This is a genomic window from Halococcus sp. AFM35, from assembly GCF_051195015.1.
In the GTDB taxonomy this organism is placed as follows: Archaea; Halobacteriota; Halobacteria; order Halobacteriales; family Halococcaceae; genus Halococcus.
The window spans coordinates 16,873-30,706 of record NZ_JBNTJU010000029.1 but is presented as its reverse complement, the minus strand read 5'-3'; the positions used below and the strand labels follow the sequence as shown (position 1 = coordinate 30,706).

Genomic DNA, 13,834 nt, shown 5'->3' with positions numbered 1-13,834 from the left:
GGAAAGGAATCTGCTGTCTGAGAGTTCCAGTAAAATCGGTCGATCTTACGGGAAATCGGCTTAGGCGATAACGGGTGCGACGAGACATACTTTGTCGGCAAGCCCGCCCTGTTCGAGGAACTCGGCTTCGATTTCCCACAAGCACGCCGCGCGACCGACGGTGGGGCCGTGCCAGAAGAGGTCACTGCGGACTCCAATCTGGAAGAACAGGAAAAAGAGTACGCGGATCATGTACTTGCTGGGCTTGAGGAAGAGGGGCGAACGGTCGTCCTCGTCGGGACGGAAACGGAATTAGTGGGTGGTATCGCAATTGCCGACGAAGTACGCTCAACCTCGCAGCGTGCCGTTGAGCGTTTGCATGAATTGGGCGTCGGCCGCGTCGTGATGCTCACGGGAGACAATGAGGGAACGGCCCGAGCCATTGCCGAGCAGGTCGGTGTCGACGAGTATCGCGCGGAACTCCTCCCTGATCAGAAGGTCGAGGCAATCGACGAACTGAGTGACGAGTACGGCGACGTTGCAATGGTTGGCGATGGGGTGAACGATGCCCCGGCACTTGCCACTGCGACTGTTGGCATTGCGATGGGAGCTGCCGGAACAGACACAGCCCTCGAAACGGCTGACATTGCGCTGATGAGCGACGATCTCTCGAAACTGCCGTATCTCTATGACCTGTCGAACAAAGCGGGGAACGTGATCCAAGAGAATATCTGGGCGAGTCTCGGCGCGAAGGCGTTACTCGCGGTCGGCGTCCCGCTCGGCTATGTCAGCGTTGCAGTAGCCGTGATCGTCGGCGACATGGGTATGAGTCTCGGGGTTACCGGGAATGCGATGCGGCTCTCGCGGATCGTCCCGGAGAGTCTGCGTAGCGAGACTGACCAAGGGGCGGAATCATGAATCAATGGATCGCCATCGGCACGATGGCGTTCGTGGCAATCGCTGTTCCGGTCTCGTTGCTGATCGTGTCGAGCCTGCTGCGACCTAGCGTGCCTGAACAGGGCAAATCCGCTGTCTATGAAAGCGGCGAGGTCCCGACAGGGAACACGCGCATCCGGTTCAACATCCAATACTACATGGTAGCACTGCTCTTTTTGCTCTTCGATGTAGAGACTGCGCTCATCCTGCCGTGGACTCTCATCTACCGGTCAGCAGTCGAATCCGCTGGACTAATGAGTGTGCTATTTCCGATGCTCGTGTTCCTCGCGGTTCTCTTTGTCGGGCTCGCATGGGCTTGGCGAAATGGCGCGGTTCGGTGGATACGCGATCAGCCAAATTCCACTAAAAACTGAAAACTACCACTCTATATCACCAATAAATTATAGATGAGAATGATAAGTGATATTGTGACAGGGGCAGCGCATCAGAATGAATAACGAGATGGCTACGTGCAAGCCCAACCATGACGACAAACGGAGGTCACAACTTGCCACCGTTGCGCTCGCAGCGGTAGTGATCGCCTCGGCGCTCGCGGTCGTTCCGGGGACGGCAACGGCCCAAGCAAATCAGACGTTCATTGTCGAACAGGGTTCTCAGTGCATACAAATTACCCCACTGGGCAACGGCACACAGTCCGTCGAGGAGTTCTACGATTACAAAGTCTTGAACGACACCGCGAACTACAGTTCACTCGGAACCACTGACATCCAAATGGACCAGACGAGTCAGATGTTCGTGTATCGGGGAAGGGATGGACTGAGTCTCGTTTTCCTCAATGACAAAATCGGCCCACCGGGCGGTTACGTCGCCACGGCCGACATCTCTGGACTTCCCGCAAACGGTCAGTGGGTGGTCGAGGACGATAATTACACCAACCGTGATGACACCTTCGAGTACAACGACACGGGCGCACACATCGAATGGAGTTCCAACGGTGAACGCACGGATGGGGCTGCCTTCCGCGGTCTTGAAAGCCCGAATTACAGCGCGGTTACTGTTGACATCAAGTTCAATGAGAAAACGAACCGCTATCCTTTCGATGAATGGAGTGGGTCCCCGGAACAGAACGAAATCGAGAGTTGGGTTGCTCGGTCCGGAACTGGTGAAACGACCGAACTCGACATGAATCAACCAGTCGAAATTAGTCCGGGTACCTGTAGCGGTGGCGTGAGTACGTTCACCGCGACGCCGAGCAGCGCTGGCACCACAACTGGGACCGCCGGCACCGAAACGGGGGGTCCAACACCGACGACCACGACCCAGACCGCAACTACAACTCAGACAGCAACGCCGGCTGCGACTACAATACAGACAGCAACGCCAACGGTCACACCGAAAGTAACGGCAACCTCACTCTCGGCAGACGGAACGACTAACCCAGTGGGTGATTCGGGTGGAGCGACCGAGCAGGCCGGCGGTGACGGAGGTGGGAGCGGGGCATCCGGACCCGGATTCGGCATCGGGCTTGCATTCGTCGCCGTTCTGATCCTCGCGGCGGTCGCACTCGCAGGCCGGGGCAGCTAACCTACGTCATCTATAGATGTCCTCCACCAACACTCTCTCATGGGCTTCCCCGTCTCGTCGACAGCTTCTCAAATATGCCGTGGGTCTGCCTCTTTTAGGGACTAGTGGTACTGCAAGCGCACAGCAAACATCCGCGTTCGAACTCGATGGGAAGATCACCGGCTGGGTCGGCCAAAGTCCGGACGCGATTGCGGACCAGACTAACCCTACGCTCGCCCTCACACCCGGCAGGCAGTACGAGATCACGTGGACCAACGTCGACGGACGCGCCCATAATATCGTCGTGATCGACGGTGACGGGAACACGCTCGAACGCACCGAGATCATCTCCGAACAGGGTACAACCCAGACGCTCACCTTCACTGCGACCACGGAGATGGCAGAGTATTTCTGCGAGGTGCATCCGAACTCAATGCGCGGGCAACTCCGAATCGACGGAACGACGTCAACCACCACAACAACCTCCATGCCCGAGGAGAACTCGTCCGATCGGTTCATGCCCGCGGGAGCGACAGTGCGGCTCGAAACCATCGCCGAGGGCATGATGACCGCACCGACAGCGCTCAAAATCCCGCCCGGTGACGATGATCGACGGTTCATCGCGGACCAAGCCGGCCAAGTCTACATCCTCAGTTCCAGTGGGCTAGAGCCGTTCATCGACATCAGCGACCAGCTCGTAGACTTCGATAACTTGCCCAGCGATAAGACAATTGACGAACGCGGATTGCTCGGACTCACTTTCCATCCCGAGTTCCGCGATAACCAGAAATTCTACCTCCACTACAGCGCGCCGCCACGGTCGGGAACGCCCGATGGCTACACCCATACCCAAGTACTCTCGGAGTTCCGCGCAACCGAGGACTTCTCAACAGGCATCCCCGACTCCGAGCGAACCGTCCTTGAGATTCCGTCGCCGTACTACACTCACAATGCCGGGGACATCCTGTTCGGTCCCGACGACGGCTACCTCTACATGGGGATGGGAAATGGCGGCGGCGATCTTCTTATCACCGGCAACGTCGATGACTGGTACAAAAATCGCGGCGGGAACGGCCAGGATGTCACCGAGAATCTGCTGGGATCGATCCTCCGGATCGATGTCGATACCCAAGAGGACGGCAAGCCGTACGCGATTCCCGACGACAACCCACTGGTGGGCGAGGAGGGTCTCGATGAGCAGTTCGCGTGGGGCTTTCGCAACCCTTGGCGAATGACGTTCGACAGGGGAAACCTGTTCGTCTGTGATGTCGGTCAGTTCGAATATGAGGAGGTGAACATCGTCGCCAAGGGGAACAACTACGGCTGGAACGTCAAGGAAGGCAGCCACTGCTTCGCCAGCGGCGGCGTCGGGGAGATCACGGAGTGTCCCGACCGAACGCCACCTGACGTCCGCGGCGGCGAGCCGCTCATCGACCCGATCATCGAGTACCCCCACAACTACGAGGGTGAGTCCGTGGGCAGCGCGGTCACCGGGGGGACGATTTACGAGAACGCGACGATACCCGCCCTCCGCGGGAAGTTCGTCTTTGGCGATTATAGCAAGTCCGCCGGTCAGCCGAGCGGCTCAGTGTTCGCCGCAACTCCACCGCAGGAGGGCCAGTGGTCGCTCGAAGAAGTCAGGTTCGAAGGAGACGAGAACGATACTCTCGATTCGTACGTGCTCGGCGTCCACCCAGACGGCCGCGGGGAACTCTACGTCCTGACGACCGACAACCTCGGAGTGCGCGGTGAGACCGGAGCGGTCCACAAGATCAACCCGCCGAGTACCGAGACGACAACGCCGGCCGCTACCGCAACGCCCGAACACCCACCGACCGCGACACCGACGCCCACTCCAACTCCAACTCCGACACCGACAAGCGAGACTTCGACCACGACCGACGCCGCCACCGACATGACACGCTCCAGGACGACAGTCACCAATACCGGCGAGAGCGAGGGCTGGATCAGCCAAGTCGATGGCCCTGGGTTCAGCATCGCTGCGGCGCTCACGGCGCTTGGAGGCATTGCCATCCGCTCGCTTTCTCAGCGTGAGTGATGACAGTGGTGCTCAAATCTAGCCCTATCACCTATATGATATCACTATTCGTCTCTAACTGACCTCAGAAGTTGGTTGAGTGGCGGTAGTGAACCATTTTTCGAGAATCGGATGGTGTTAATGGATCTTCTGGATGTCGGATGCCATCCATTCCAACAGCGGCGGGGGGGGGGGAGAGTGGCCGCAGTAATTGTCGAATCGCTTGAACCCCTGTGGGCGTGCGACCGGAAGGTCGCTGCCAACGCTCCGGCGAGACACCGCGTCTTCATCGGGTACTCAATCACCAGATCCAACAACTCACGACTCACCAGCAACGTCAAAATTGCCGCGTACAGTGAAATCTCCACGACCGCAGGATTACTCGCGTTGAGCTTGTCAATTTAGGCTGAGCAACGCGACCAAATCAGCGGATCGTGGGTTTCGATGTTCGCTACTACGTCGACGATCTCTGCTTCAGTTCTTGTAGTCCTCGATTAACCCGCCTTGCAGCACGATATCGACCTGGCGCGGGCTCAAACTATGTTCGGCCGTGAACGTGGTGTCTTGCGTGGTGTTTTGCACCGTGATCTCAGAATCCTCTTGCATCTCCTTGCGCACATTGGGCAGTTCGAGAGTATCACCCTGTTCGATTGCGTCGTAGTCAGCTCGATCGGCGAATTCGAGCGGCACGATTCCGAAGTTCACGAGGTTCTGCCAGTGGATGCGAGCATAACTGACAGCCAATGCCGCCCGCATCCCCAGATAATAAGGTGCCAGAGCCGCGTGTTCGCGTGAACTTCCCTGTCCATAGTTCGACCCACCAACAGCCATCCACGGCGCTCCTTGCTCTTGAGCGCGCTTGTAGAAGCCCTGCTCGATCTGATCAAATACCCACTCACTAATCCTCGGTATGTTCGAGCGATAAGGAAGTACATCTGATCCGGCGGGCATGATCTCGTCGGTCGAGATGTCGTCGCCGACCTTCATCAACACCGGACCGGAGAGCGCGTCCGGCACGCGCTCGAAGTCGGGCAGGGACTTCACGTTAGGTCCCTTTTCGAGTTCGCCACCGGGATTTTCCGGCGGCGGGCTCAGTGCCGACTCATCCACGATGGCCTCGTCGGGTTCGGTCCAGTTGGGGGCAGTCATGTCGTGGGTGTCTTCGAGCGTGCGCGGGTCGGTAATTTTGCCCGCGAGTGCGCTCGCGGTCGCAGTTTCGGGACTACATAGGAACACGCTGTCCTCACGGGTGCCGGTGCGTCCGGGGAAGTTCCGAGGGACGGTTCGCAGGCTGTTCCGTCCGGTGGCGGGTGCCTGACCCATCCCGATACAGCCATTACATCCGGCCTGATGGACGCGTGCGCCGCTAGCGTACAGATCGCCCAAGTAGCCCATCTCGGTCAGGTTCTGGAGCATCTGTCTGGAAGTCGGGTTCACGTCGAAGCTCACCTCCGGCGGAACGCGCCGGCCCTCGACCATCATGGCTGGCACCGCGAAGTCACGGAGGCCCGGATTCGCGCTGGAGCCGATGTAGGCCTGATAGAGGTCGTCGCCAGCCACGTCCGCCACTGGGACAACGTTCCCAGGACTAGAGGGTTTAGCGATCAACGGCTCGATCTCGTCGAGGCGAATCGTCTCCGTGACGTGGTACTCGGCGTCGTCGTTGGCGCGAAGCTCCCGGAAGTCCTCCTTGCGCTTTTGCTGGACGAGGAAGTCCCTCACAGCGTCATCGGCGGGGAACACCGTACTTGTCGCACCCAATTCGGTACCCATGTTGGCGATCACGTGGCGATCCATCGCGGTCAGGGTTTCCAATCCGGGGCCGTGGTACTCGATCACGCGTCCGACGCCGCCGTCGACATCGTGGCGGCGCAACATTTCGAGGATCACGTCCTTGGCGCTACACCACTCGGGGAGTTCGCCGCGCAGCTCGACGCCCCATACCTCGGGCATATTGACGTGGTAGGGTTCGCCAGCCATCGCCATCGCAATGTCGAGGCCCCCGGAGCCGATTGCCAACATCCCCATCGCACCCGCGGCTGGCGTGTGCGAGTCCGAGCCGAGCAACGTCTTTCCAGGTACTCCAAAGCGCTGTTGGTGAACGGGGTGTGAGACGCCGTTGCCAGCGGCCGAGTACCAGATGCCCCACTTCTCGCAGGCGCTATTCAGAAAGAGGTGATCGTCGGGGTTCTTGTTGTCTTCTTGAATCAAGTTGTGATCGACATACTGGGCCGAGAGCTCGCTTTCGAGGTGCTCGACGTCCATGGCTTCGAGCTCGAGCATGACCATCGTGCCGGTGGCATCTTGGGTCAGCGTTTGATCGATCTCCAGCGCGATCTCTTCACCCGGCTCCATCTGGCCTTCAACGAGGTGCTCTTCGATGAGTTGCTCCGTTACTGTCCCAGACATGGTTGGAACCACGATGAGCGCCATCTTTACTCTTCGGCTGTCATTGCTCCCGGTAGACTCGTTTGAGAAATCAGATCACTGATCCACGTTACAAGAAGTCGATTTTATCGTCTGCGGTACTGTCGAAATAGATTGATGGGATTCCAGTCAACGCGGGTTGTATCTCTACGGGAAAATTTCGAGAGAATCTATACAGAAAACTCAGATGGCCGACTTCTGCTAACTCACAGGAGCTGAAGGACGCCGAACACCATCACGACGAGGTACAGGACATATATGCCGTCGAGAACCCCCACCTGCCAACGTTTGAGTCCGTGTTCGTCCGAACCGAAATGCACGAGCAGCGCCAATGCCGCTGGCATAACCGCGACGAACGCCAGATTGACCACGAACAACTGCATGTTCTGAATCGGTAACGTCACGAGGGCGAGCGGGAGGAAGCCGATCGTGACGGTCACGATAAGATATGAATTCAACCACCGAACAACGCTCTACTCACCAGGACAGTCCTATTGGCGATGTCCGACAAGCGCGTAATGATACGGTGGGAGGTCGATTTCCTCAATACGATCAAACGAAGCCGAATCGAGAACCTTACGGGTGTCAGCGCGACTCATACGGAGGGTTTCGGGCGGCCCTCGCTCTGTGCCGGCAACCGTGGTTTCCTCTCGCGGCACATCGTGCCAGTTTACGATAACGAATCGACCAGCCGGGCGGAGGGCTCGATACGCCTGCTCGGCTAGATCCAGTTGGTTCTCGACGCCATGGAACGTATTTGCAATCAAGATACAATCGACGAGTTCGGGCAGAAGATCAACGAGCCGCCGTGCATCACCACAGATCGTCTCGATGTTCGCGAGCCTTTCGGTCGCCGCGGCTGTATCTACCGCTTCCAGTAGCTCTTCATCGATATCGATCGCGTACACTGGTGCTTCATTGACGAGCCGGGCCGCAGGAAGGGTGAAGTATCCATCGCCACAGCCGACATCGGCAAGCGACGTATCCGGTTCGATACCGAGCATTTCGAGCGTCTGTTCGGGATCGGGCCAAAGCTGACTCCACCAGCCACGGTCGGGTTGTCGGGTGTTTTGGAAGCGGTTCATCGAACGATGCTACCGCCCGGTCCGGAGTAAGCCTGTTGTCACAGAGTTACGCTGCACAGTTGTTCGCGCCTGTTTCAAGCATTGTCGCATCACGATTGCTCTCGATTGGTTCTGTTCCGAGGTTGATGCTGATGACCGTCTCGTAGTTGTCCGGCTTCTCGGGGATGTTCTCGACCATTTGTTCGATGAGCGCCTCTTTGTCGAGGGTAAGGAGGTCGAGTCGGTCATGAACGTCACCGAGCGACGCAGAGACGAGTTCGCCCGGCGATGCGTTCTCGTAGGTGCCGTCGTTGTTCACCGTAACGTGACCCGGTAAGACGGTGAGTTCATTCGGGAGTTCAAGCAGCGTTTCGTGAAGCGTCTCGTACTGCATTCGTGCGCCCTCCTCGGCCGCATCCTCACTGAATTCGAGTTCCGTGCGTCCCACAGAGTCGAGGAACAGGCTATCGCCCGTGAGTACGGCCTCGTCGCCGACGCGGTAGGCGACCATCTCTGTGGTGTGACCCGGCGCGGACAGCACCTCGATCTCGATATCGCCGATTGAGAGCGTCTCGCCGTCCGTCAGCGAGTCGAACTCGTAGTCGATGTCGCGTTCGGTCGCCCGCTCACCGAGATGGTACGGAATGTCGAGTCGCGCCGCGAGGTCACGACCGCCGGAGATGTGGTCAGCGTGGACGTGCGTATCGAGGACGCGCGCGATCTCCAGTCCCTCCTCGGCGGCCGTCGTGACGTACTGGTTGGTGTGACGGGTGGGATCGACGACGACCGCCTCGCCCGCCCGTTTCGACCCGACGAGGTAGGAGAGACATCCCTTCGCTCGACGCTGGAACTGCACGATCACGAGGTCGTCGTTTTCGGTGTCGAGGCGAGCGGTCTCGTACAGCGAGTTCCAGTCGCGCATGCCCCCTTTCACGACCGCGACATCCTCGAATCCGTTCGTGTCCAGTTCGGCGGCGAGTGTGGTCGACGTCGCTCCTTTTCCACAGATCGTGAGTATCCTGTTGCCGTTCGCCAGCTCGTCGATCTCCCCGCGCTGGTCGTCAGTTAGGGTTTCCTCCAGCCCGAACGGGAAGCTCTTCGCGCCCTCGACGTGCCACGCCTCGTAACTGTCCTCCGGGCGTGTATCCAAGAGCACGTAGTCGGTCTCGCCCGAATCCTGCCTCGCAGCGAGTTCGCGCGCGGTGATCATCTCGAACATTCTCACTTCGATGTACAGTATTGGGACAATTAAGCATTTCTGCTGAGGGTGGTAGTGTTCGGATGAGCCGATTTCATGCGAAGACGGCTCCAGTCGCTGTAACCGCTGAAGCGGGCGATATCTGCCATTGGACGGAGGCGAACTGCCTGCCCCGCACTTTATCCTCAATCATACACCGCCGGCGAGAGTGCCAATGACTAAATGAAGTCGTCCCGTATAGAGTCATGTATGAGCGAACGTACCAGCGACGCGCTCGTCTCGCCGGAGTGGCTCAAGGAACATTTAGACCAGTTCGGGAACGACGAGCCGGACTACCGGCTGGTCGAGGCCGACATCGACTACGACGAGTCCTACGCCGAAGGGCACATCCCGAACGCAATCGGCTTTCGGTGGGGCACCCACCTCCAGGACTCGATCCAGCGAGACATACTGAGCAAAGAGGACTTCGCCGAGATCATGGGAGAGGCGGGCATTACCGAAGACTCGACGGTCGTTCTTTATGGCGATGAGTCGAACCAGTGGGCCGCCTACACCTACTGGCAATTCAAGTACTACGGCCACGAGGACGTCCACCTACTTGATGGCGGTCGAGCCTACTGGGAGTCAGAGGACTACCCGATGACGACCGAGAAGCCCGAGTTCTCCGAACGCGAGTATAACGTCCGAGGACCGTTCGACGGCATCCGTATCTACCGCGAGGGCGTCGAGGACGCGATGGAACTCGGCGTTCCCCTCGTCGATGTCCGCAGTGCCGAGGAGTATCGCGGCGAGAAGATTGCCCCGGAGGGAAGCCCCGAGACCGCCCAACGCGCCGGCCACATTCCCGGCGCAGAGAACATCACGTGGAAGGAAAACCTCAGTGAGGACGGTCGCTTCAAAAGTCGCGAGGAACTCGAAGAGTTATACGAGGAGCGTGGGATCGGCAACGATAGCGAGGTCGTCACCTACTGTCGGATCGGCGAACGCTCCTCGATCACATGGTTCTCGTTACACGAGCTGCTCGGCTACGACGACGTGCGCAACTACGACGGCTCGTGGACCGAGTGGGGCAACCTCATTCGTTCGCCCGTTGAGGTCGAGACCGATGACCCCGCGAGCAGAGCGAGCAAAGGCTGATACCCGCTGAATTTGGAATCGGGTAGAAGCCTTTCACTCGGATCAGCGTCGATCCACCAATGCCCACTTCGCCGACGTTCCGATTGGGCGGAACAGGTACCATTCGTCCGTTCGCCGGTCAACCCCCAGTAGCCCAGAGCCAATCCGATGCCGAATCTGGAGCGACATCGAGTAGGTCCCGTCGAACGAGCGACCGAACCGATGTCCGCATCGAGGGGTAGTGTACAGTCGTGCGGGATATGCACAACGCCTTTATTCGCTCTACACGTAGAACCAGTAAGGCGATGCCAGATTCGATGGCGGAATACCTCCGCGCGGACATGGAATGTGAAGGTCTCCTCGAATGTATTCACGGGCTCAGAGACCTCGACCGGGAGTGCTTCGGAGTGGTTATCGAAAGCGAAGGGCCACTCACCATCGACGAAATCGCCGAGGAGGTCGATCGGGAGCGCTCGACCGTCTATCGAGCCGTGCAGCGACTTCTCCAGACAGGGTTCGTCCAGAAAGAGCAAGTCAACTACGATCAGGGTGGGTACTACCACGTCTTTCGTCCAACTGATCCGGAGGTGGTCGCCGACGAGATGCAGCGAATGCTCAATGACTGGTACGCGAAGATGGGGCAACTCATCGGCGAGTTTCGGACGAAGTATGACACCCACGACCAGCCATCGGCGGCTGCTGAGGGTTGATCTTTCCCGTTCGAGGGGAATACGGCACTCATTTGCTGTTTCACGGGACTATCGATACCAAACGGACCCAAGCAATATTACGCGAGACGTACAATACTCTCGCGTATGTTCGTGATAACAACCGTCGGCAGCGATAATGCGACAAAGACGGTTCTCCCGTTTGTCACCGGAAGAGGCGCAATGAACCGTGGCGAGAGCGTGTCAATGTTTACGATGCAGGAGGCGACTAGTCTCGCAACCGACCAGCGAACTCTTGAGGAGATCAAGGCTCCGGGACTGCCGACCGTAGCCGAGGTCCTCGATGAACTACAGGCAAACGACGCACTCGATGAGTTCGTCGTCTGTAAACCGTGCGCAGAGGCACGGAATATCGCCGAGGATGATCTTGCGGACTGGGCTGATCTCGGTAGTGCCACCGACCTCGCACGGTTGGCAGAAGAGCACGAGACCACAGTCACATTCTAACGCTCCGGCGCTATCAGCACTGATAGTACCTGAAGTCGGCTAGATAGATTTATCATGTATATACTTCTACGAAATTTAGGATGCCGAGGTTGATTTCACCATCCATCGTATATGAGAAACCCATCTGCCCGGATTCAGACGCAATCCAGACCTTGAAAGGCGACGTTTGTAGCCTTAGTATCGCAAATCTCTATTCCCACAGCGGCTATTGGCTTGATCAGATATGGTTCGTCTGCTTGTACTGCTGGTGCCCGAGTGTCAAAAGAACTACCAGTACACCCACCAGTCCGATAACGGCTACGTACGTCAATCCAGTTGAGAGGCCAACCGCCGCTGCAACGCTGCCAAGCACGGCTGCCCCGCCGAGCAGTTCGAGGACGAGACAGCAAGCGACGACACCACCAACCCCGGCGTACCCCAGCAGCGAGGGACCACCGTCACTCATCGTCGGTAACAATCCCACACCCGAGGACGCTCTCGATATTCTGACGAATGCAGTCATCGGCAAGCTTGACCATCTCGACGGCTTCGGGACGGCTCACCTCGTAGAACTGCTTGCGGCCGTCGCGCTCGGCATCTACAAGTTGGCAGTTTTTCAGGCATTGGAGGTGATGGGAGACGAGATTCGGCTCACAGTCCGTTCGTTCACAGAGGGTAGTCACATTCAGGGGTTCTCCGGCCTCGACGAGCGCCTGGAAGATACGGAGGCGGGTTGGGTCGCCAAGCGCCTGAAAGATGTTTGCCCGTGCATCATTTACATCCTGGTTCGCCTGAAGAAGCTGTACGCTCATTACAATGATCACCAATCTGTTTGTGTATATGCCTTCCGACTTGCAGATGCTGTTTGAGCGCGTATGGTCGAGTCTGAGTCGAAAAGATAATATCCATCAATAGTAAAACGGATATTGAAATGGAACCCCGTACCGACTACGACCTCGTTGTCCTCGGCGGTGGGGCGGCCGCGTTCGCTGCGATCACCGAGGCTCACGCTCGTGGACTCACGACAGCGCTGGTCAACGCGGGCCTACCCCTTGGCGGAACCTGCGTAAACGTCGGCTGTGTCCCGAGTAAGCACCTCCTCGAAGTCGGGAAAACGGCATTCGAACCGTCCCGAAACCCGTTCGATGCCATCCAATATGACGGCGAACCAACGACCGACTGGCCAGCCGCACTCGATGAAACGGACGACCTCGTGAGCCGACTTCGACGCGAGAATTACGTTGACGTTGCCGAACACTTCAAGACGGATGTCTACGAAGGACGTGGACAATTTGTCGAGGGCACGACTATTGAGGTGATCAACGGCGAGGACGAAGGCGCGCGAATCACCGGCGAAAAAGCGCTCATCGCCACCGGAAGTTCTCCGTGGGCTGCCCCCATTGACGGGCTAGACGAGATTGATTACGAGACCAGCGAATCCATTCTCGAACGCCGCGATCTCCCCGAGAGCATCGTCATGCTCGGTGGCGGGTACATCGCACTGGAATGGGGGCAGATCCTCCACCACGTCGGCGTTGACGTGACGATCCTCCAGCGCTCGGGGCACGTCCTCTCGGGCATGGAGGGCCAGCTTGGTCGTGAACTACAGCGGTGCTTCCACGAGGACGGGATTGAAGTCGTCACGGGGGTAGATATTCACCGAGTCAGCGGGAGTGACGACGTGGCGACCGACGGCGGTCTCATGACTACCGAGGACAGCGTTCGTGTTGCGGCGAGCGTCAACGGCGAGAAACGAGCGTTCGACGCGGCAGCAGTGTTCGTTGCGACCGGCGTTCGGCCGAACACCGATGGGATCGGTATCGACGGTATCGGCGTCGAAACCGACAATTCTGATGCTGTAATCGTCAACGAGCACTTCCAGACGGCGAACCACGACGTATACGCCGCAGGAGACGTTATTGGCGACCCCGAACTCGAAACCGTGGCCGCGAAGGAGGGCAACCACGCGGTAAAGAATGCCTTCGGCGACGAGGAGAGGTCCATCGATTACGGCGCGGTGCCGAAGGTGGTGTTCACGAGTCCCGAGGTTGCCGCCGTGGGCACGACCGAGCATGAGTATATGGCCGAACACGGGACTTGTTCGTGCCGAACGGTCGATATGGCGGACGTTCCGAAGGGACGCGCCGTTGAAGATACGCGAGGGGTAGTTCAGGTAGTCAAGCACCATGAGACCGACGAAATCGTCGGGGTCCACATGGTCGGCCCACGGGCGGCCGATATAATTCCTGAGGCCACGCTCGCGGTGAAATTCGGTCTCACCGTGGATGACATCATCGACACGATTCATCCGTTTCCGACGTTCTCCGAGGCATTCAAGCACGCCTGTCAGGCGTTCCGACGAGACACAGAGACGATGAGCTGCTGCATCGAATAAGCG

The 13,834-nt window shown here is 58.4% G+C and carries 13 protein-coding genes and 1 pseudogene; 8 read left to right on the top strand and 6 right to left on the bottom strand.

From position 1 onward, the window contains the following. Positions 1-81: 81 nt before the first annotated feature. The 4 genes and pseudogenes from ACQUQO_RS15600 to ACQUQO_RS15585 all read left to right on the top strand — a co-directional run. Positions 82-897: pseudogene (locus tag ACQUQO_RS15600) on the top strand (HAD-IC family P-type ATPase); the annotation flags it as partial. Further along, entirely contained in the window at positions 894-1,289 is a 396-nt protein-coding gene (locus ACQUQO_RS15595) for an NADH-quinone oxidoreductase subunit A (protein ID WP_435079184.1), read from the top strand. The pseudogene ACQUQO_RS15600 and the gene ACQUQO_RS15595, both read left to right, overlap by 4 nt. Positions 1,290-1,365: 76 nt before the next feature. Then, entirely contained in the window at positions 1,366-2,460 is a 1,095-nt protein-coding gene (locus tag ACQUQO_RS15590; RefSeq protein WP_435079183.1) for a cell surface glycoprotein related protein, read from the top strand. A gap of 16 nt (positions 2,461-2,476) precedes the next feature. After that, entirely contained in the window at positions 2,477-4,498 is a 2,022-nt protein-coding gene (locus ACQUQO_RS15585; RefSeq protein ID WP_435079181.1) for a PQQ-dependent sugar dehydrogenase, read from the top strand. 453 nt (positions 4,499-4,951) lie between these two features. Here the strand turns inward: ACQUQO_RS15585 and ACQUQO_RS15580 are convergent, their stop codons facing one another. The 4 genes from ACQUQO_RS15580 to ACQUQO_RS15565 all read right to left on the bottom strand — a co-directional run bounded on the left by ACQUQO_RS15580 (position 4,952) and on the right by ACQUQO_RS15565 (position 9,187). Beyond that, positions 4,952-6,886: an aconitate hydratase gene (locus tag ACQUQO_RS15580; protein WP_435079179.1), complete on the bottom strand. Its 1,935-nt coding sequence runs from the start codon at positions 6,884-6,886 to the stop codon at positions 4,952-4,954. A 224-nt stretch (positions 6,887-7,110) separates the two neighbouring features. Then, positions 7,111-7,344 carry a hypothetical protein gene (locus ACQUQO_RS15575; RefSeq protein ID WP_435079177.1) on the bottom strand — a complete coding sequence of 78 codons (234 nt, stop codon included), beginning with the start codon at positions 7,342-7,344 and terminating at the stop codon, positions 7,111-7,113. 51 nt (positions 7,345-7,395) lie between these two features. Next, positions 7,396-7,989, bottom strand: a complete 594-nt coding sequence (locus ACQUQO_RS15570; RefSeq protein WP_435079175.1) for a class I SAM-dependent methyltransferase — start codon at positions 7,987-7,989, stop codon at positions 7,396-7,398. Between the two features lie 46 nt (positions 7,990-8,035). Continuing rightward, a complete protein-coding gene (locus tag ACQUQO_RS15565; protein WP_435079173.1) occupies positions 8,036-9,187 on the bottom strand; it encodes an MBL fold metallo-hydrolase in 1,152 nt (383 codons plus the stop codon). Between the two features lie 228 nt (positions 9,188-9,415). On the opposite strand from ACQUQO_RS15565, the gene ACQUQO_RS15560 reads away from it, so the two are divergent. From ACQUQO_RS15560 to ACQUQO_RS15550, 3 genes are all read left to right on the top strand, one after another. Beyond that, a complete protein-coding gene (locus ACQUQO_RS15560) occupies positions 9,416-10,303 on the top strand; it encodes a sulfurtransferase (protein WP_435079171.1) in 888 nt (295 codons plus the stop codon). Positions 10,304-10,587: 284 nt separating this feature from the next. Continuing rightward, positions 10,588-10,992: a helix-turn-helix domain-containing protein gene (locus ACQUQO_RS15555; RefSeq protein WP_435079169.1), complete on the top strand. Its 405-nt coding sequence runs from the start codon at positions 10,588-10,590 to the stop codon at positions 10,990-10,992. Positions 10,993-11,097: 105 nt separating this feature from the next. Continuing rightward, positions 11,098-11,457 carry a DsrE family protein gene (locus ACQUQO_RS15550; RefSeq protein ID WP_435079167.1) on the top strand — a complete coding sequence of 120 codons (360 nt, stop codon included), beginning with the start codon at positions 11,098-11,100 and terminating at the stop codon, positions 11,455-11,457. A 217-nt stretch (positions 11,458-11,674) separates the two neighbouring features. Here ACQUQO_RS15550 and ACQUQO_RS15545 read toward each other — a convergent pair whose 3' ends face one another. Both ACQUQO_RS15545 and ACQUQO_RS15540 read right to left on the bottom strand, forming a co-directional pair. Continuing rightward, positions 11,675-11,902, bottom strand: coding sequence for a hypothetical protein (locus tag ACQUQO_RS15545; protein ID WP_435079165.1), 228 nt, complete (start codon positions 11,900-11,902; stop codon positions 11,675-11,677). Continuing rightward, positions 11,895-12,248 carry an ArsR/SmtB family transcription factor gene (locus ACQUQO_RS15540; RefSeq protein WP_435079163.1) on the bottom strand — a complete coding sequence of 118 codons (354 nt, stop codon included), beginning with the start codon at positions 12,246-12,248 and terminating at the stop codon, positions 11,895-11,897. Before ACQUQO_RS15540 ends, ACQUQO_RS15545 begins: the two co-directional genes overlap by 8 nt. 119 nt (positions 12,249-12,367) lie before the next feature. On the opposite strand from ACQUQO_RS15540, the gene merA reads away from it, so the two are divergent. Continuing rightward, on the top strand, positions 12,368-13,831 hold the full coding sequence (merA, locus tag ACQUQO_RS15535) for a mercury(II) reductase (protein ID WP_435079161.1): 1,464 nt from the start codon (positions 12,368-12,370) through the stop codon (positions 13,829-13,831). Positions 13,832-13,834 lie beyond the last annotated feature (3 nt).